General features: G+C 58.8%; 16 protein-coding genes and 3 tRNA genes. 5 read left to right on the forward strand and 14 right to left on the reverse strand.

The window, feature by feature from the left end:
• The 4 genes from AAHE99_RS21655 to AAHE99_RS21670 form a co-directional block, all read right to left on the reverse strand.
• Positions 1 to 3,180 carry an efflux RND transporter permease subunit gene (locus AAHE99_RS21655; RefSeq protein WP_342119432.1) on the reverse strand — a complete coding sequence of 1,060 codons (3,180 nt, stop codon included), beginning with the start codon at positions 3,178 to 3,180 and terminating at the stop codon, positions 1 to 3.
• A 3-nt stretch (positions 3,181 to 3,183) separates the two neighbouring features.
• Positions 3,184 to 4,395 (reverse strand): efflux RND transporter periplasmic adaptor subunit, encoded by a 1,212-nt coding sequence (locus AAHE99_RS21660; RefSeq protein ID WP_342119433.1) that lies wholly within the window; start codon positions 4,393 to 4,395, stop codon positions 3,184 to 3,186.
• Positions 4,396 to 4,500: 105 nt separating this feature from the next.
• Positions 4,501 to 5,346, reverse strand: a complete 846-nt coding sequence (locus AAHE99_RS21665; protein WP_342119434.1) for an alpha/beta hydrolase — start codon at positions 5,344 to 5,346, stop codon at positions 4,501 to 4,503.
• Positions 5,343 to 5,516, reverse strand: coding sequence for a hypothetical protein (locus tag AAHE99_RS21670; protein ID WP_342119435.1), 174 nt, complete (start codon positions 5,514 to 5,516; stop codon positions 5,343 to 5,345). Before AAHE99_RS21670 ends, AAHE99_RS21665 begins: the two co-directional genes overlap by 4 nt.
• 167 nt (positions 5,517 to 5,683) lie before the next feature.
• On the opposite strand from AAHE99_RS21670, the gene AAHE99_RS21675 reads away from it, so the two are divergent.
• Complete coding sequence (locus tag AAHE99_RS21675) at positions 5,684 to 6,631, forward strand: LysR substrate-binding domain-containing protein (protein WP_342119436.1); 948 nt, start codon at positions 5,684 to 5,686, stop codon at positions 6,629 to 6,631.
• Positions 6,628 to 7,578, forward strand: coding sequence for a D-2-hydroxyacid dehydrogenase (locus tag AAHE99_RS21680; RefSeq protein WP_342119437.1), 951 nt, complete (start codon positions 6,628 to 6,630; stop codon positions 7,576 to 7,578). The genes AAHE99_RS21675 and AAHE99_RS21680 overlap by 4 nt, the downstream gene beginning before the upstream one ends.
• On the opposite strand, the gene AAHE99_RS21685 is transcribed toward AAHE99_RS21680, so the two are convergent.
• The gene (locus tag AAHE99_RS21685; RefSeq protein WP_342119438.1) at positions 7,579 to 7,809 is read right to left on the reverse strand and encodes a hypothetical protein; all 231 of its coding nucleotides are present in this window, start codon (positions 7,807 to 7,809) and stop codon (positions 7,579 to 7,581) included.
• Positions 7,810 to 7,880: 71 nt separating this feature from the next.
• Between AAHE99_RS21685 and AAHE99_RS21690 the strand changes: the two genes are divergently transcribed.
• On the forward strand, positions 7,881 to 8,090 hold the full coding sequence (locus AAHE99_RS21690; RefSeq protein ID WP_342119439.1) for a hypothetical protein: 210 nt from the start codon (positions 7,881 to 7,883) through the stop codon (positions 8,088 to 8,090).
• Between the two features lie 158 nt (positions 8,091 to 8,248).
• Positions 8,249 to 9,994: an esterase/lipase family protein gene (locus tag AAHE99_RS21695; protein ID WP_342119440.1), complete on the forward strand. Its 1,746-nt coding sequence runs from the start codon at positions 8,249 to 8,251 to the stop codon at positions 9,992 to 9,994.
• A gap of 986 nt (positions 9,995 to 10,980) precedes the next feature.
• Here AAHE99_RS21695 and AAHE99_RS26825 read toward each other — a convergent pair.
• The 3 genes from AAHE99_RS26825 to AAHE99_RS21705 form a co-directional block, all read right to left on the reverse strand.
• On the reverse strand, positions 10,981 to 11,109 hold the full coding sequence (locus tag AAHE99_RS26825) for an HNH endonuclease (RefSeq protein WP_446728945.1): 129 nt from the start codon (positions 11,107 to 11,109) through the stop codon (positions 10,981 to 10,983).
• 155 nt (positions 11,110 to 11,264) lie between these two features.
• A complete protein-coding gene (locus AAHE99_RS21700) occupies positions 11,265 to 11,468 on the reverse strand; it encodes a hypothetical protein (protein WP_342119441.1) in 204 nt (67 codons plus the stop codon).
• Between the two features lie 19 nt (positions 11,469 to 11,487).
• Positions 11,488 to 11,826, reverse strand: coding sequence for a hypothetical protein (locus AAHE99_RS21705; protein WP_342119442.1), 339 nt, complete (start codon positions 11,824 to 11,826; stop codon positions 11,488 to 11,490).
• Between the two features lie 291 nt (positions 11,827 to 12,117).
• On the opposite strand from AAHE99_RS21705, the gene AAHE99_RS21710 reads away from it, so the two are divergent.
• A complete protein-coding gene (locus AAHE99_RS21710) occupies positions 12,118 to 14,313 on the forward strand; it encodes an AAA family ATPase (RefSeq protein ID WP_342119443.1) in 2,196 nt (731 codons plus the stop codon).
• 558 nt (positions 14,314 to 14,871) lie between these two features.
• Here AAHE99_RS21710 and AAHE99_RS21715 read toward each other — a convergent pair.
• From AAHE99_RS21715 to AAHE99_RS21740, 6 genes are all read right to left on the reverse strand, one after another.
• Positions 14,872 to 15,768 (reverse strand): LysR family transcriptional regulator, encoded by an 897-nt coding sequence (locus AAHE99_RS21715; RefSeq protein ID WP_342119444.1) that lies wholly within the window; start codon positions 15,766 to 15,768, stop codon positions 14,872 to 14,874.
• Between the two features lie 155 nt (positions 15,769 to 15,923).
• Positions 15,924 to 17,060, reverse strand: a complete 1,137-nt coding sequence (locus AAHE99_RS21720; protein ID WP_342119445.1) for an alpha-hydroxy acid oxidase — start codon at positions 17,058 to 17,060, stop codon at positions 15,924 to 15,926.
• A gap of 31 nt (positions 17,061 to 17,091) precedes the next feature.
• On the reverse strand, positions 17,092 to 17,571 hold the full coding sequence (locus AAHE99_RS21725) for a DUF3016 domain-containing protein (protein ID WP_342119446.1): 480 nt from the start codon (positions 17,569 to 17,571) through the stop codon (positions 17,092 to 17,094).
• An 80-nt stretch (positions 17,572 to 17,651) separates the two neighbouring features.
• A tRNA-Arg gene (locus tag AAHE99_RS21730) sits at positions 17,652 to 17,728 on the reverse strand.
• A gap of 50 nt (positions 17,729 to 17,778) precedes the next feature.
• Positions 17,779 to 17,855: transfer RNA gene (locus tag AAHE99_RS21735), tRNA-Arg, on the reverse strand.
• Between the two features lie 68 nt (positions 17,856 to 17,923).
• Positions 17,924 to 18,000 (reverse strand) — tRNA-Arg (locus tag AAHE99_RS21740).
• Between the last annotated feature and the right edge of the window lie 384 nt (positions 18,001 to 18,384).

An 18,384-nucleotide genomic window follows, 5' to 3' on the forward strand; every position in this document is an offset into this window, starting at 1 on the left:
TTAGTGGGTCCCTTCCAGTTGCGGGGCAGCGTCGGCTGCCGGGGCTTTCTTTTCGAGGCGCTTGGCCAGGGTGCGCAGCAGGACGTAGAACACCGGCGTCAGGAACAGGCCGAAGAAGGTCACGCCCAGCATGCCGGCAAACACCGCCACACCCATTGCGTGGCGCATCTCTGCACCGGCACCGACCGAGAACACCAGCGGCACCACACCCATGATGAAGGCAATCGACGTCATCAGGATCGGGCGCAGACGCAGGCGGCAAGCTTCCAGCGCGGCTTCCAGGATGGTGCGGCCGTGGTCTTCCAGTTCCCGCGCAAATTCCACGATCAGGATCGCGTTCTTTGACGCCAACCCGACCAGCACAAAGAGCGCGATCTGGGTGAACACATTGTTGTCGCCGCCGGTCAGCTTGACGCCCACCAGTGCGCACAGGATCGACATCGGCACGATCAGGATCACGGCCAGCGGCAGGGTCCAGCTTTCGTACTGGGCAGCCAGCACCAGGAACACCAGCAGCACGCACAGCGGGAACACGTAAATCATGGTGTTACCAGCCAGGATCTCCTGGTAAGTCAGCTCGGTCCATTCATAGCCCATGCCCTTCGGCAGGTTCTCTTTGACGATCGCTTCCAGCGCGGCCTGTGCCTGGCCGGACGAGAAGCCTGGCGCCGGAGCGCCGTTGATCTCGGCCGATACGTAGGCGTTGTAGCGCTCCACGCGGTCCGGGCCATAGCTGTCTTTCACGCGCATCAGCGACGACAGCGGAATCATCTCGCCTTTGTTGTTGCGCACTTTCAGCTGGGCGATCTGCTCGGCCTGCGAACGGAACGGGGCATCAGCCTGCACGCGCACCTGGTAGGTACGGCCGAACTGGTTGAAGTCGTTCACGTACAGCGAACCAAGGTTGATCTGCAAGGTCTGGTAGATGGTCTGCAGCGGCACGCCCAGTTGCTTGGCTTTGGCGCGGTCCACGTCCGCGAACAGCTGCGGCACGTTGATCTGGAAGCTGGAGAACACACCGGCCAGGCGCTTGTCCTGCCATGCCTTCATCTGGATCGCCTGGATGGTCTTGTACAGCTCATCGTAGCCTGCGTTATTGCGGTCTTCGATCATCATCTTGAAGCCGCCGGTGGTGCCCAGGCCATTGACTGGCGGTGGCGGGAACACCATCACGAACGCGTCCTGCACGGCGCCCATGCGCTTGTTGATTTCCGCGGCGATCGCCTCGCCCGATTGGGACGGGTCGGTACGCTCGTGGAATGGCTTCAGCGTGGTGAACACGATACCGGCGTTCGGTGCATTGGTGAAGCCGTTGATCGACAGGCCCGGGAAGGCGACCGAAGCGTCCACGCCTGGGATTTCCTTGGCGATGTCGGACATCTTGCGGATCACCTGGTCGGTGCGCTCCAGCGATGCGGCATCCGGCAGCTGGGCGAAGCCCACCAGGTACTGCTTGTCCTGCGCCGGCACGAAGCCGTTCGGCACCACCTTGAACATGATGCCTGCGGCAGCCGCCAGCACCAGGTACACCACGATGGATGCGGACTTGCGCTTCAACACGCCTTGCACGCCGGTTTCGTAGCTGTGCGAAGCGCGGTTGAAGAAGTTGTTGAACCAGTTGAAGAAGCGGCCGAACAGCTTGTCCATCACGCGGGTCAGCGCGTCTTTCGGTGCGTTATGCGGACGCAGCAGCGTTGCCGACAGGGCCGGGGCCAGCGTCAGCGAGCAGAATGCCGAAATAACGGTCGAAATGGCGATGGTCAGCGCGAACTGGCGGTAGAACTGGCCGGTCAGGCCGGACACGAAGGCGATCGGCACGAACACGGCGCACAGCACCAGCGCAATCGCGATGATCGGGCCGGACACTTCTTTCATGGCCTGGATGGTCGCGTCGCGGGCCGACAGGCCGTTGGCGATATTCCGCTCCACGTTCTCCACCACCACAATCGCATCGTCGACCACGATACCGATGGCCAGCACCAGGCCGAACAGCGACAGCGTGTTGATCGAGAAGCCGAAGCCGATCATCACTGCGAAGGTACCGACGATCGACACCGGCACCGCCAGCAGCGGGATGATCGATGCGCGCCAGGTTTGCAGGAAGATGATCACCACCAGCACCACCAGGGCCACCGCTTCCAGCAGGGTGTGGATCACGGACTTGATCGACTCGCGCACGAACTGGGTCGGGTCATACACGATGTCGTAGGAAACGCCTTCCGGGAAGTCCTTCTTCAGCTCTTCCATCTTGGCGCGTACATTGGCCGACAGTTCCAGCGCATTGCTGTTCGGTGCTTCGAAAATACCGATACCGACCGCCGACTTGTTGTTCAGCAGGGAGCGCAGCGAGTAGCTGTTGGAGCCCATTTCAATACGGGCCACGTCTTTCAGGCGGGTCAGCGCGCCGTCATCATTGGTCTTGACGATAATCTCGCCGAATTCCTCGACGGAGCTGAGGCGGCCCTGGGTGTTGACGGTCAGCTGGAAGTCGGCCGACTTGGATGGCGCAGCGCCGATAACACCGGCCGCCACCTGCACGTTCTGTTCGCGGATCGCATCGACCACGTCGGACGCGGTCATATTGCGGCCAGCGACCTTCTGCGGGTCGAGCCAGACGCGCATGGCGTAGTCGCCGGCGCCGAAGATCTGCACGTCGCCCATGCCTGGAATACGGGCCAGCTGGTCTTTCACGTTCAGCACGCCGTAGTTGCGCAGGTACAGGTCGTCGTAACGGCCGTTCGGCGACAGCAGGTGCACCACCATCGTCAGGTTAGGCGAAGACTTCACCGTGGTCACGCCGATCTGGCGCACCTCTTCCGGCAGGCGTGGCAAGGCGCGCTGCACGCGGTTCTGCACCGCGGTTTCAGCCTTGTCGACGTCGGTGCCGATCTTGAAGGTCACGGTCAGCATCAGCGCGCCATCGGAGGTGTTTTGGGAGGACATGTACAGCATGTTCTCGACACCGTTGATCTGCTCTTCGAGCGGCGCGGCGACGGTTTCCGCAATCACTTTCGGGTTCGCGCCCGGGTAGACAGCGCGCACCACGACCGATGGCGGCACCACTTCCGGGTATTCGGAGACGGGCAGCTTGAATATCGAGATCAAGCCCGCTACGAAGACAATGATCGATAGAACCGCCGCGAAGATCGGTTTATCGACAAAGAAGCGAGAGAAATTCATGGATTATTCCTTGGAGGTTTTGGCTTCGGTGGCGGCGACTTTCTGCGCGGCTGCCAGCGGGTCAAACTTCATATCAACCATTTCGGGCGTGATCGGTGCACCAGGGCGCACGCGCTGCAGGCCGTTGACGACGATCTTCTCGCCGGCTTTCAGGCCGCTGCGCACCACGCGCAGGCCATCCACGTTCGGGCCCAGCACCACTGGGCGGTATTCCGCCTTGTTGCCGGCGCCGACCACGAACACGAACTTGCGGTCCTGGTCGGTGCCCACGGCGCGGTCGTTGATCAGCAGCGAGTCCTGGGTGGCATTGCCGCCGCCCAGCTGGACGCGGGCGAACAGGCCTGGCACCAGGGCGCGGTCCTTGTTGTCGAAGGTGGCGCGCATGCGCACGGAACCGGTGCGGGTGTCGAGCTGGTTGTCGACGAATTCCAGCTTGCCCTCATGCGGGAAGCCGGCTTCGTTGGCCAGGCCAACCTTCACGGTGACCGGCTGGCCTTTGTGGGCCTGGCCGCCGACGCGCAGGTAGGTGTCTTCGTCGCCGTCGAAGCTGGCGTAGATCTTGTCGACCGACACCACGCTGGTCAGCACGGCGTTCGGATCGACCAGGTTGCCGAGGGTGATCTCTGCCTTCGACACACGGCCGTTGATCGGGGAAGTTACCTGGGTATAGGACAGGTTCAGGCGCGCGGCATCGGCGGCGGAAGCGGCAGCGCGGGCGCTGGCGTCCAGTTCCTTCAGTGCCGACGCGCGTTCGTCGAATTCGCGCTGTGCGATGGCCTTGTCGGCCAGCAGGCGTTCGGCGCGGGCCAGTTCCAGTTTGGCCAGGTCGGCCTTGGCGCGCGCCGAATTGGCGGCGGCTTCGGCGCGGCTGGCTTCTGCCTGGAATGGACGTGCGTCGATTACGAACAGCACATCACCTTTTTTCACCTCACTGCCCGGCTTGAAGTTCACCGCCGTGATAAAGCCGCTGACGCGTGGACGGATTTCCACGCGGTCGATGGCTTCGATACGGCCCGAGAATTCCTGGGTTTCTGCGATTGGCTTCTGCACTACGACTGCAGCTGATACCGGCGGACCGCCGGCGGCAGGCGCCTGGCTTTCGGCCGGCTTGCTGTTGGCGTTGCAGCCGGACAGGATGGCTGCTGCCAGCCCGCCCATGGCCAGTGCAGCGACCAGCGGTCGCACAAGAGTGGATATTTGATTCATCTTTTTCATTGTTAACCTCTTGGGGGTGAAAATCGGTTGAAAAATTCAGGCAAAAAGGGGCCCCTGTGCCTCGCAGGCACTTTTTTTCGGTACTTCTGTTTTAAGGAAACTGCTTTACGCCGCCGGGGTTTCCGTCCCGTCGATGGAACTAATAAATCCAGCCATCTCTTTCAGCGCAAAGCTCCTGCACGCGCATTCATTCCTGGCTCCCGGCTCCTGCAGTGGGGCCGGTGGCATGCGTCTGACTGTGGTTTTGACTCCGCAGGCGATCAATTTCGCCCCGTATTGTTCTGCTTCATCCCGTAACGGGTCGTCCTCGGCCGACAGGATCAGGGCCGGCGGTAAATTCTTCAGGCGGCTCGATTGCAGCGGCGACGCGTATGGGTGGGCGCGGTCGGCGGCATTCGGCAGGTAGCCGCGATAGGCCGCGGCACAGGTATTGGCGACCTTCATCTGGTCCGGGCAGTTCGGCAAATCGCGCATCGAACAGGTGGACAAGCCCGGATCAAGCATCGGCATGATCAGGATCTGGCCGGCCAAGGCCGGGCCGCCCCGGTCGCGCGCCATCAGGGTCGACACGGCCGCCAGGTTGGCGCCAGCCTCAATGCCGGCGGTCAGCAGCAGCTTGCCGCTCCAGGACAGCTTGGCCTTGTTCTTCTTGGCCCAGGCCAGGACTGCATGCGCATCTTCGACCGCCGCCGGGAACGGGCTGACAGTCGCCAGGGTGTAATTGGTGGCCAGGATCACGTGGCCGGGATTGCACGTTACCAGGTGGCGCAGGAATTCGTCCGCCTCCTCCAGGTCGCCGGCTACGAAGCCGCCACCATGGAAGAAGACGATCAGCGCATCGCGCTTGGCGGACGAATTCCCGGCCAGGTAAAGACGTGCGGACAGCGGGCCCTGGGCGCCGCGGACTTCCAGTTCGCGGATTTGCAGGTCCGCCGGGGTTTGCGCGGTCATTTAGCCGCCTCCGTGTTGGCCGATGCCAGCATGGCCGACGCGGTTGCCGGGTGGGCGCCGAAACCTACCTGGGCGCCGTGCGAGAACTCGTCGGTATACAGGACACCCGCCAGGGCCACCGCGGCCAGGGCCAGCGATACCATTGCAAAGAATCCATCTCGGTTAGTCATGATTGCTCCTTTCATTTGAAACTAAAGCCACTGTAAACTTTCCCATCGCGGGAGGGTCAAGCGCTTTTTTATGCTGCAATACGGTAATAATAAACTTCAACTAGAATAAGAAAAATACATTAATGTTGAATTGATTGTTCAGAATCTCGAACAATGAGGCGGAACTGATGAATAAGCTCCAAGCAATGGAAGTCTTTGTGCAGGTGGTCGACACTGGCGGCTTCACGCGTGCGTCGGAAAACCTGCAGCTGCCCAAGGCCACGGTTTCCACCCTGGTGGCCAGCCTGGAAACCGCGCTGTCGGTCAAGCTGCTGCACCGGACCACGCGCCAGGTTTCCGTGACGGCGGACGGTGCGGCCTACTATGAGAGGTGCCTGCGCATCCTGGCGGACGTGAAGGATGCCGAGGAGTCGCTGTCGCGCAGCCGTTTGAATCCGAGCGGCCGGCTGCGGGTCGATGCGCCGACCGGCTTGTCGGCCGAGTTGCTGGTGCCGTCCCTGCCCTCCTTCTTTGAGCAATACCCGGATATCCAGCTGGAATTGAGCAGCACCGACCGCGTCATCGATTTGATCGAGGAAGGTGTCGATTGTGCAGTGCGGGGTGGCCAATTGAGCGATTCCAGCCTGATTGCACGGCGCGTTGGCATGCTGAATTTTGTCACCTGCGCGGCGCCTTCCTACCTGGAACGCTACGGCACCCCAAGCCACCCGCGCGAGCTGGAGCGCCACCTCTGCATCAACTATTTCTCGTCCAAGTCGGGCCGGGTCTATCCCTGGGATTACACGCGCGACGGCGAACGCATCGAAATGACGCTGCCAGGCCGGGTGGCGCTGAACGATTCCAACTCCTATATCCAGGCCGGGCTGGCGGGACTGGGCATCATCATGATGACGGATGTGCAGCTGGCCAGCCGCGGCGCCGGCGGCCGCCTGGTGCGGGTGCTGGAGGATTGGGTGACCGATCCGCTGCCAATCCACGTGGTGTACCCGCAGAACCGGCACTTGTCGGCCAAAGTGCGGGTATTTGTTGAATGGGTGGCGGACCTGATGGCCGGGCATCCGAATATGCGCTTGCGCCCTCTGGCAGCGCAACTGCCTGTGGAATTGACCGTATGACTGAACGTATCGTATTCCTGGACCGCGACAGCATCATCGCCGATATCCGGCGGCCTGGCTTTGCCCATGAGTGGGCTGAGTACCCTGCCTCCACCGCCGCCGAAGCGGTCGAACGCCTGCAAGGCGCGACTATTGCGATCAGCAATAAGGTACCGCTGCGCGCCGATGCGCTGGCGGCGCTGCCCGAGCTGAAGATGATTGCAATTGCCGCTACCGGCACCGACAACGTCGACCTGGCGGCGGCGCGCGAGCGTGGCATCGTGGTGTCCAATATCCGCGGCTATGCCCACGCGGCGGTGCCGGAGCATACCTTTGCGCTGATCCTGGCGCTGCGCCGCCAGTTGCTGGCTTATCGCGCCGATGTTGAGGCGGGCATGTGGCAGGAGTCGCCGCGTTTCTGCCTGTTCCACCATCCGATCCGCGACCTGCATGGCAGCAGGCTTGGCTTGTTTGGCTACGGCGCGCTGGGCAAGCAGGTGGCGCACCTGGGGCGGGCGTTCGGCATGGAGGTGGTGGTGCATACGCGCACGCCGACCGACGATCCGGACGTGCGCAATGTGGGCTGGGACGAGCTGCTGGCGACGTCGGACGTGCTGAGCCTGCATGCGCCGCTGACGGATGCCACACGCAATATCATCGGCGCGGCTGAACTGGCGCGCATGAAGCCTGACAGCATCCTGGTGAATACCGCACGCGGCGGCCTGGTGGATGAGGCGGCGCTGGCGGACGCCTTGCGGCGTGGGGTGATTGCAGGCGCCGGGTTCGACGTGCTGTCCAAAGAGCCGCCTATGCCGGACAATCCGCTGCTGCAACTACGGCTGCCGAACTTCCTTCTGACGCCGCATTCGGCCTGGGCTAGCGGGCAAGCCATGCAAGGCCTGGCTGACCAGCTGATCGACAATATCGAGGCCTTTGCCGCTGGGCAGCCGGCCAACCGGGTCGGCTGATTACTGGGCGTCGAATTCGGCGGCGGCCTTGGCCGACCACAGCGCTTCGTTGTAGGTGGCAAACGGGATGTCGTAACGCTCGACCGAGCCGTCTTCGCCGATGAAGTAGGTCCACCATCCGGCCGGGTCCGGCACCAGGGCGATATCCTTCGGCTTGCAATGCTCATGCAAGTCATCGCCCGCTTCCAGGGTGATGATGCGGGTCTTGCGATGCCTGATCAGGGTGGCCATGACGCATTCTCCTGTTGGGTGATGCAGCCATTGTAATCCGTTAGCCAGCCAACGGACACATAGTCCGGCGCGTGTCAGCCTGCAGCAAGGAGGACGCCACCATGAACCAGATCACCACCCCGCCCACCCTCAATCCCGGCGACGAAGCGGCACCCGGCACGCCGGGCAGCGGCGAAGGCATCTGCCCCGTGTGCAGCGGCTGCGGCAAGACACCCGACGGCAAGCCCTGCCCCAACTGTGGCGGCACTGGCCGCATTGTTGAGGGCATAGGAGGCGGCTGAAAATCTACACCATGTGATAAACGGCCACGCAAGCCATTCCAATAAAAATCAAGGGCGGGCAGAAGCCGGGAATTTCTACTTAAGCCCGGTACTAATTTTGGGGTACCGTCACCAGCTCTCACTCGATGTAACCGCGCGAGTTTTCTAGGGCAATCCCTTTGCAATTTTTATGGGGCGTGGCTATTCTGGAGAATTCATCGGCCTCGGTGGAGTTTGTTATGAGCCTACAACCAGGCAAATCCCGACGCAACGTCACAACTCCTGAGCCTGCCGTCTGGATTGGACTTTCATGTGCCTTAGGTGGGGTAATACTTCTGTGCGTTGATGGAGAAAAATTCGGACATAATCCTCTAATAGTCTGGTGTGGTGTATTAGTCGGAATAGCGACCACGCTCCTTCATTATCGAGGCCGTGATTATATACTCGGGGTGCTCTGGATAATGCCGGCGTGCGCGATAGTCTCACTGTTCGTGCCAAGTGAAGCAGGATCCGGTAGGGCTCTATGGCAGGGCCTATTCACTGGGTTCTGCCTCGTCGTGATTTTTGGGATTCTGTCTGGTTGCCTCAGCGAGATAAATGCTTGGATTGCATGGAAGATGGTGGTTCTCCAGCGTCATGACGCCTATGAGAAGGCTAACTGGGCCAGTCACACCGAGTCCGCATTTGAAACAGCGTTCTTATTGAATGAGAAGGTGATTGTGACACTAGTACATGGCACGTTCGCCGCGGATGCTAATTGGAAGGAACGCGGCTCTCCATTGTATGAACACATTCGAAGGGAGCTTGGCGAGCAGTCCGAGATCCATGCCTTCGTCTGGTCGGGTGGGAATTCGCATGCGGATCGCGTCGGAGCGGGCAAAGCACTTGCTGCACATTTGGCGCAGCTCTCGGAATTAGCGCCAGACAAGAAGCACCTTATTGTCGCCCACAGCCATGGAGGGAATGTCGTATTGTATGCTCTCAGACAGCGGCCCGCACTGATTCCTACAATCGCGGGCGTAGTTACAATGGCGACACCATTTATCACCGTGAGAAGGCGAAAAATCCGGGATGCTATGCAAATTCTTTCGTGGCTAGCCCCGCCATTTTTAGTGCTGCTTACCGTTGTAGTATTCGGCCAATTTACTCCATTAAGACAGTTTGGTGGCTTGGTGACGATATCTGGGATGGCCATTCTACTTCTAGGCTGGAAATCAGTTCGTCGCTGGATGGGTGGTCCGTTGGCGATCAGCTTATGTCAGAAGCAGAGGCGCATTGCCGAGCAGTTGGACAATCGGCCGCCGATGCAGGTTCCTCTTATTTATGCATACGTGTCGTACGATGAGGCCGGGTTAGGGCTGAAGTCGCTGCATCTACTTGGTGGCTTAGGACATAATGCGCTCTTATTGCTACGCTATTGCCTTTTTATCGGGCTCATATCGAACATCGTAGTAGGTTTGACGCTGGCGATCGCCAGTGAGTTCAATCCATCTCTACGTCGAGTTTATAATGTTACAGTTGAAAAACTCTCGTACGGGTCTGCTGTTGTAATTTTGTTGTACCTCGCGTGTGTGGTTTTTGCGGCCGTCTGGCCTTGGTTAGTGCGCGGCCATAAACTGGGCTTCGGTAGGGATTCGATATGGACTGATTTCCTACTCGACATTGGCGCCAGCATTGCGCCACCGCCGGGCATGCATGGCACGCCCATCGGCGTACATGTTGCGAACTATTCCGGATTACGACATAGCTACCTGTACAGCAGTCCAGAGTTTCTGGCCGAGTTGTCCGAATGGTTGGCTGGTACAACGCTTCGCAAGCCCATACTTTCACAGAAGGGCTCAATGCGCTTTGAACGCTGGGCTCCGTTGTTAGCTGGAGCTGCATACTTGGCCATCGTTTTGACGACATTTTATAGCAATCACTAGAGTGTCCTGGAAAGCGAGCCGTTCAGCATAACCCAGCAAGTTATAGGACTAGTGTGCTGTCAATGCGACGGTGAATGCGGAGCGGGAAAAGATGGACTGATGTTAGCGCTAAACGTGACGTGGTGATTTCGGCGATTGCGTGCCGGTCTTCCGCTTTCTTAGTGCAGCGGCGGCAATTCGCTCTGCCTGTGTTCCTCGATTTTCCTTGATTACCGGATTTCCTGCGATGCAGGGGAATTCACCAACCATACAAAGTAGTCGGGAGCCACCCAGCCGCCACCATATGGATTTTGGAGCCATACTCGCGTTCCTTGATCGCTCAGCGCCAAAGCGCCAGCGTGCTGTCGGGCCGTAAGCCGCGATATCGGTTCGGATCGTCGTTCGTGCGCCACCGGCGCGCGACACGCACCGAAAGGTAGTCATTTATCGCTGTGACTAGTTCACGTTTCGTCGGGTAGATGCAGCGCTGGCGCAAACCTTTCGTAACCCCGGCTGAGAGCGAAACCTCGGGCCGAATCGCCCGTACGGGAACAGCACATCGGCGGCCTCAATCTGGGCGATCTCGAACACACACGTCCCAGTATGGATGCCGAGCAGCAGGACAAGCATATCGCGCTCCGGATCGCGGCTGGTGGCTTTTGTAACGCGGAGACGGTGCCGGTACTGGCCGGGCTTCAAGACTGTGCTGCTTGGGGCATAGTGAATCCTCCGAATAGGGTGCGAAACTGGCTTTATTCAGAGTGAGAACCAACTAGGCTCTTTTTCCAGTCTCCCACCGCATGAACCCTCGGATCCTCAGAAAAACCGGCAAGCGGGCATTCTCCGAACGGCCATGCAGCCCGTTGCCGGCCAAAAGTATCAGGTCGTTATACCCCAACTACATAGGCGGCAAACCCACCTCGCCCCGCATTGCCCCCCGCTTCGGATGATCAGTGCAGCGGCATTTGCTGGCCGGTGGGGCGCACATTGAGCAATCAACGGACGGTTCATGCGCCCTTCAACTGCCTATGCACTAATCGATGGCAATTCGCGCAAAGACATTGAAGTGAGTCGAGGGAAGTCTTGTGCCCCCGTTCCATTTGGCTTACCTGAGTTTCACTATGGTGGACTTCAATACAAGCCTCTCCTTCGAGGGGTAAAACTCAACAGGATCGAGCTTACAGTTTTCGCACAACAGCCTTCCGTGGTCTTGTTTGAACCGAGAGCGTTTTGCTTGCGCAAGGCCTTGGCCTTCCTTTCGTCGCACGCGAATCATTCGCGTTTCCGGCGGTCAGTGCTTTTGAATGGATCTTGTCGTATTGAGACCACGCAGGTTCGTATGCTCGGTAACGGTGTACCTTGCGATCACTTTGCCATCGGGAGTTACCTCCTCGTACTCATCGATCTCAGTCTGTCCCAACGTCCCTTTCGTGCGCGAAAACACGTGGCGCAATTCATTTTCTGGGGCGATCCCCAGTTCGTCTTTCAAGCTCATAATTGTCTTCGGATCCAAATTAGTCGAAGACGATTCGTGCCTGAGCACCCGGAACAGTCAGCTTCTGCTTCGCTTCGTCAGGTGAACCAATCTCGATCTGGTGGCCACTGACGTCAACGTACGCAATGCGTACTTTCTGATTGAAACCGATGCCGAAAGCCTTCTGTGCGTGATCGATCCGATTAGCTTGGTCCTCCCACGGCATCCCAACAGCTAACGACTTAGTCGCCATTCCGAGGGCGGTCACAGCGTGGTCCCACGCGATTCCCGATTCGAAAACCTGTATAACAACCTTCGCCGCCAATTCGCCAATCGCTTGGACTTCTTGTGCAGTAATACCTTCAGGGAGCTTACTCATTTCAACCTCAGTTTTGTTTAAACCAGCACCATGCCAGCTTTCTTATTAACTTAGGCCCGTCGCACGGGCCTTTGTGCTCTTATGACGCGTTTTCCTTGAAGTCCTATTGTTAATTCTGTGTGGTCAACTTCAACTCGAACCTGGCGGCGTTCTCCATCGATATTTCTTGGCCCTCTGTTCGTTTCATTTCACTAGTTAATGCCAGCGCCCAATTAAGATTGCGTCTGCGCATTACTGTACCCTACTATCGGTAAATTGAGCAGGCAAACCGCCCATAACAGAGACGCCGAGATGATCGAATCCATTGAACTGGCCAACGCCGCCACTTACGCCTCAGCGCCCGAAAGGATGGTCTCGCTGAGCAAGATGAACTTCATCTTCGGCGCCAACGGCGTGGGCAAAACCACCATCAGCCGTGTAATTCACGATCCCGCAGGGTTTGGCTCCTGCAAGGTGAATTGGGTCCGGGACCAGAAGTTGCAGACCCTGGTTTACAACCGAGACTTCGTGGCCCGCAACTTCAACGCATCCGCCCGCGTTAAAGGCATATTCACACTGGGCGAAAAAGACGCGGACAACGAGCGCGCGATCGAAGAAAAGAAGAAAGGGATCGACGCGCTCTCCACTGAGATCGGCAGGTTGAACAACACGTTGCGCGGACCAGACCAGTTGTCAGGCAAAAAAGGCGAGCTCGCGGCGCTCGACGCTGAGCTGGTCAAAGCCTGCTGGAAGCAAAAGACTGCTCGCGACGCGGCGTTCGCCCCCGCGTTCGAAGGGGTTCGCACGTCAAAGGAGAACTTCAAAGACAAGGTCCTCGCTCAGCAAAAATCGAATACGTCCGACTTGTCCACGTTGGCGGACCTGACTGAGCGAGCCGAGACCATCTATGGACGGCAACCGACCATGGAGAGCGCGGCCCCGTCCCTGGGAGGCGACGCCCTGTTCAAGCTCGAAGGCTCAAAAATACTCGGAAAAAAAGTCGTCGGCAAACAGGATGTGGATATCGCCGCGATGATCAACCGGCTGGGGAACAGTGACTGGATCAAGCAAGGCTTGCCCTTCTACGCCGCCAATGAGGCCCACTGCCCTTTCTGCCAACAAAAAGTGCTTGCAAGCTTTGAGCAGAGCATCGCAGAATATTTCGACGAGTCCTTTACCGAAGATACGGCTGCGATCGCGAAGCTGCACTCTGATTACGCCATCGAGTCCGTTCGCCTCCAAGTCCAATTGCAAGCTGTCACGAACAGCGCCTGCAAATTTCTGGATCAGGAGAAGTTTGCCGTCACCCGCGCAGCCATTGAAGCCACATTGTCGGCCAACACGCTGCTTCTGGAACGCAAGGCGGCTGAGCCCAGCCTCAGCGTGACACTGCAATCCACGCGGGAGCTAGTGGAGGATGCGCGCGCGCTCGTCACGACGGCTAACGTGGAGGTTGGCAAGCGCAACGCGCTGCTCCGCAACTTCGCGCAAGAGAAGCAAAAGCTCACCGGACAGGTATGGAAACACCTCATCGACGTGGACCTCAAGGACGACTTGGCGGAGTATGCACGCAAGAGCGTCAGCGTTCAACGCGCGATCGACAGCTTGACGGAACAAATCACGAGAAAGTCGGAAGAAAAAAGGCAAGCCGAAGCGGAGCTTAAGGCGCTTGAAAAAAGTGCGACAAGCATCCTGCCAACCATCGCCGCGATCAACGCTTTGCTCAAGTCTTTCGGCTTCCACTCCTTCACGCTGGCTCAGGCCGAAGGAAATCATTACAAGCTCGCCCGAGAAAACGGAGACGATGCTCAGGAGACCCTTAGCGAAGGCGAGAAGTCCTTCGTCACCTTCCTGTATTTCTATCACCTGCTCAAAGGTAGCGAGTCGGAGAGCGGCATTTCCATCGATCGTGTAGTGGTGTTCGACGACCCGGTGTCTAGCCTGGATGCCGATATTCTGTTCATCGTGAGCAGTCTCATCAAATCGGTTTTCGAGGAAGTCCGTGCGGGCGGTCAGATCAAACAGGTTTTTGTCCTGACGCACAATGTCTATTTTCACAAAGAAGTCACGTTCAACCCGGATCGTCGCGACAAGGCCATGAAAGAGGAGACCTTCTGGGTTGTGCGCAAGACCTCCGCAGGATCGCGCCTGGAAGCTCAACCAGACAACCCAATCAAGACCTCCTATGAACTGCTGTGGGCCGAGCTGCGCCGAGAGCCGAAGAACAGCTTCACGATCCAGAACACGCTGCGACGCATCGTAGAGAACTACTTCAAGATTTTTGGCGGCATCGACCCTAAAACGATTTGCGAGAAATTCGAAGGTCGCGAGAAAATGATTTGCGCTTCTCTTTTTTCATGGGTGAACGACGGGTCGCATTTTGTGATGGACGATCTTTTCGTTTCGCTAGAGCCCGGCGCCATCGACGCTTACCTGGCTGTCTTCGAGCAAGTCTTTACCCGGATGGGCCACGAGCCGCACTACAAGATGATGATGGGACGCGAGTGACCTTCTGCGGGAAGGGTGAGCACGACTCGTCGCATTGGGCGTGGTGGATGTGAACTGACACAGCAGATCATTGTGAGTCCTCCCGTTTGAGGCGCGATGCCGCCGATTATGCGCAATCATTAATCGCCAGAGGAGTGCGCTAGCCTGTTTTAAAAAGCTTCGGCCGTAGGATCCAATGCGGCGGATCACCGAACGTGCACATCTCGCACTGGACTGCCAAGTACTGAATTTCCGTCTACCTTGGGATTCTCATCTGCAAAATAGTCACGCCGACGATTCAGCGGAAACTAGCTGGCACTGATGATGGACTTGCTTTCACTCCCTTGCTCGTCAGCGTCAACACGGTCATTCGGCTTTACCGGCCAGCATCTCATAACCAATTTGACGATATCGTCCTTGACGTGAGCATTTGAAATGGCATGCGCCAGAAAATCCGGAACGGCATGGCAAGCCGTAAGCTGTCCGAAAAATCAATCACCTATGCAAAACAGCATTACAGTCGGGCGTTTCTTTAAGTTGCAAGCACCTCACGAGTCGGAGCCACGCTCCGCCCAGCGCCTACGCCGCGCCCAGGCGCTGGCGCAGGAAGTCGATGAATAGCCGCGTGCGCGCCGGCAAATGGCGCGTCTCGGTCAGCGCATGCACCAGCACCGGCTCCATATGCCAGTCCGTAAGCACGCGCTGCAGACGGCCGGCCTGCACTTCCTGCTTGGCCATCAGGGGATCGAGGGCTGAAATACAGAGGCCATTGGCCGCCATCGACATGCTGAGCGAGGCGCTGTTGGTGGCATAGCGCGCCTGGGCCGCCACCTCCACCGTTTCTTCCCCGCGGTACATCTTGCGCCAGATATCGGCCTGGCGGCTGGAAAAGGAGCGGCCGCACAGCGTGTGCTGCACCAGGTCGCAAGCATGCTCCAGAGGCGGCATGCGCGCCAGGTACACCGGCGATGCGTACAGGTAGCGCGGCATCATCGCAATGCGCCGCACCACCAGGGTTGACGGCGCGGTCGGCGGGGGACCCATGCGGATGGCGACGTCAAACGGTTCGGATTGCAGGTCGACCGCGCGCGGGGACACGTCGAAGTCAAACTTGATGCAGGGATACATGTCGGCGAACTCCTGCAGCACCGGCGTCAGGTAGCCGACACCGAAACTGGAGGTCATGGTGACGCGCAGGATGCCGGCCGGCTTTTCCGACCAGTCCAGCAGCGCTTCGTGGGCACTCATGGCCTCCTCCACAATGCCCTGGCAGCGCTTGAAATAGGCTTCGCCGGCTTCGGTCAGCTCCACCTTGCGGGTCGAGCGGTGCAGCAGGCGCAGGCCGATGGTTTTCTCCAGTTCGGCGATATTGCGCGACAGCGTGGAATTCGACATGTCCAGCGCCTCGGCGGCGGCGCGGAAGCTCTTGCGCTTGGCCACCTCGACGAACAGGCGCATATGGTGCAGCACATCCATTCATTGCTCCATTTTTGGGATACTTAATTCAATTATAAGCATTTATCCCAAAAACGAATCAGTTCACAATGCGTCTACCTCGACCTTTAGCAGAAAGGAAACGCAAATGGATAACTTTTACGACGAACTGTGCAAGCTCCTGGCCGGCCTGGTGTTCAAGGCAGGAGGATCTCCCGAGTGACCTGCTGGATATCGCGCTTGCCGCAGAAGGCCATCGAGATATCCAGTTCATTGCGGATGATGTCGAGGCAGCGCGTGACGCCTGCCTCGCCCATCGCACCCAGGCCGTACAGGAAGGGACGGCCGATATACACCCCGCGCGCACCCAGCGCCACCGCGCGCAGCACGTCCTGGCCGGAGCGTACGCCGCCGTCCATATGCACTTCGATCTGCCGGCCGACGGCATCGACAATGCCGGGCAGCGCGGCAATCGAGGATGGCGCGCCATCGAGCTGGCGGCCACCGTGGTTGGAGACGATCAGGGCGTCGGCGCCGGAATTGGCGGCCAGCCGCGCATCCTCCGCATCCATGATGCCTTTGATGATCAGCTTGCCGCCCCAGCGGTTCTTGATCCACTCCACGTCGTTCCAGGACAGGCCAGGGTCGAACTGCTGGCTGGTCCACGACGACAGCGACGACATGTCGGACACCGATTTCGCGTGTCCCACGATATTGCCGAAGCTGCGGCGCTGCGTGCCCAGCATGCCAAGGCACCAGCGCGGCTTGGTCGCCATGTTCAGCATGTTCGCGATGGTCAGGCGCGGCGGCGCCGACAGGCCGTTGCGCAAGTCCTTGTGGCGCTGCCCCAGCACCTGCAGGTCCAGCGTCAGCACCAGCGCCGAGCAGCGCGCGGCCTTTGCGCGGTCGATCAGGCGCTCGATGAAATCGCGGTCCTTCATCACGTACAGCTGGAACCAGAACGGCTTGCTGGTATGCGCCGCCACGTCCTCGATCGAGCAGATGCTCATGGTCGACAGCGTGAACGGGATGCCGAATTTCTCCGCCGCGCGCGCGGCCAGGATTTCGCCGTCGGCATGCTGCATGCCGGTCAGGCCGGTCGGCGCAATCGCCACCGGCATCGCCACCTCCTGGCCCACCATGGTGGTGCGCAGGGAACGGTTGTTCATATCGACCGCCACGCGCTGGCGGAACTTCAGCTTCTGGAAGTCGGATTCGTTGGCGCGGTAGGTGGATTCGGTCCAGGAGCCGGAGTCGGCATAGTCATAAAACATGCGCGGCACACGGCGCTTGGCCAGCAGGCGCAGGTCTTCGATGCAAGTGATGAGTGTCATGCCTGCATATTAACGCAGGATTTGATGCGCATCAGCGGCGGTGGAGGATGTCTTTGTTGAACCAGTCGTCCAGCATCTGCTTTTCGTGCCCGTACATGTCGCGCTCGTAGCGGTTGCGGGTCATCAGGTAGGCCATATTCGCCAGCTTGCGCTCGCCGCTGCTGATGACGCGGCCGTCCTGCTCGATGCTGTAGCGGAAATGCAGGCGCGGCCAGTCGGCCTGACCTTTCATGACGCGGACGTCCCGGATCGCGACGCGCGGAAATTCTTCGCCGGCCAGGTCGATATCGAGGAAATCGACTTTCAGCACCTGCCCGTCCGGCAGCTTGCCGGCCAGCTTGCTGAGGTGTTCGCGGAACAGGAATTCCATGTCCTCGCGGTCGCGCAGGCTGTGCGGCACGTCGCTCATCTTGTCGACGGCGACAAAATTCACGGTGGCGGGAGCGGCGGTCGCGGCATCGGCGGCAACCAGCATGGCCGCGGCGGCGGCGACATAAATGAGCTTGTTCATATGCCTAGTATATGCCGCCCGCGCCACATCCGCAGAAAAGGAAAAAGGGTCCACACCTTCCGGTATGGCCCCTTTTTGTTTGGCGCGGCTGGCAGGAATCGAACCCACGACCCCTTGGTTCGTAGCCAAGTACTCTATCCAGCTGAGCTACAGCCGCAAAACTTACATCAACCACCGCCCGACGACGATGGGGTACTACTGAAATTCTGGCGCGGCTGGCAGGAATCGAACCCACGACCCCTTGGTTCGTAGCCAAGTACTCTATCCAGCTGAGCTACAGCCGCAAAAACTTCATTATAACAGTCAGTTATTAATACTAACAACTAACTGCCTTACTACACTTACTAAATTCTGGCGCGGCTGGCAGGAATCGAACCCACGACCCCTTGGTTCGTAGCCAAGTACTCTATCCAGCTGAGCTACAGCCGCTTAAGAAGCAGGATTATATCGCATGAATTTCGTTTTGGAAAGCTTACTTACTGCTCAACTTTCCGAGGCGAAACCAGCGTTTCCGGCTCTTCCAGCACAGTTCCCTGTGCAAGGAGGCAGAATTATAAGTGGGTGTTTCCCACTTGTCCAGCGCATTTTACCGTTGTCTTTCGGACATTATTACTTCATTCATGAAGCTTATTTCTCTCATCATGAATGAAAATTGGATTTAGTTTCCGCAATGCAGCATCATTCACCTGTCTCCTCTATTCTCCTCCAAGGAAATAGAATTCCGGGCCCGCTGATGCGGGCCTTTTTTTTCGCCTTTCAAGCGCAGCAGGCTTCCACCACCAGCCGCGCAAAGCGCGCCGCATCGTCTTCCTG

The organism is Pseudoduganella sp. OTU4001, assembly GCF_038440195.1.
GTDB lineage: Bacteria > Pseudomonadota > Gammaproteobacteria > Burkholderiales > Burkholderiaceae_D > Rugamonas.

Bases quoted from the DNA above. Each gene is read 5' to 3' on its own strand.
- AAHE99_RS21655 (WP_342119432.1), bottom strand. From the start codon at position 3,180: ATGAATTTCTCTCGCTTCTTTGTCGATAAACCGATCTTCGCGGCGGTT.
- AAHE99_RS21660 (WP_342119433.1), bottom strand. From the start codon at position 4,395: ATGAAAAAGATGAATCAAATATCCACTCTTGTGCGACCGCTGGTCGCT.
- AAHE99_RS21665 (WP_342119434.1), bottom strand. From the start codon at position 5,346: ATGACCGCGCAAACCCCGGCGGACCTGCAAATCCGCGAACTGGAAGTC.
- AAHE99_RS21670 (WP_342119435.1), bottom strand. From the start codon at position 5,516: ATGACTAACCGAGATGGATTCTTTGCAATGGTATCGCTGGCCCTGGCC.
- AAHE99_RS21675 (WP_342119436.1), top strand. From the start codon at position 5,684: ATGAATAAGCTCCAAGCAATGGAAGTCTTTGTGCAGGTGGTCGACACT.
- AAHE99_RS21680 (WP_342119437.1), top strand. From the start codon at position 6,628: ATGACTGAACGTATCGTATTCCTGGACCGCGACAGCATCATCGCCGAT.
- AAHE99_RS21685 (WP_342119438.1), bottom strand. From the start codon at position 7,809: ATGGCCACCCTGATCAGGCATCGCAAGACCCGCATCATCACCCTGGAA.
- AAHE99_RS21700 (WP_342119441.1), bottom strand. From the start codon at position 11,468: ATGAGCTTGAAAGACGAACTGGGGATCGCCCCAGAAAATGAATTGCGC.
- AAHE99_RS21705 (WP_342119442.1), bottom strand. From the start codon at position 11,826: ATGAGTAAGCTCCCTGAAGGTATTACTGCACAAGAAGTCCAAGCGATT.
- AAHE99_RS21710 (WP_342119443.1), top strand. From the start codon at position 12,118: ATGATCGAATCCATTGAACTGGCCAACGCCGCCACTTACGCCTCAGCG.
- AAHE99_RS21715 (WP_342119444.1), bottom strand. From the start codon at position 15,768: ATGGATGTGCTGCACCATATGCGCCTGTTCGTCGAGGTGGCCAAGCGC.
- AAHE99_RS21720 (WP_342119445.1), bottom strand. From the start codon at position 17,060: ATGACACTCATCACTTGCATCGAAGACCTGCGCCTGCTGGCCAAGCGC.
- AAHE99_RS21725 (WP_342119446.1), bottom strand. From the start codon at position 17,571: ATGAACAAGCTCATTTATGTCGCCGCCGCCGCGGCCATGCTGGTTGCC.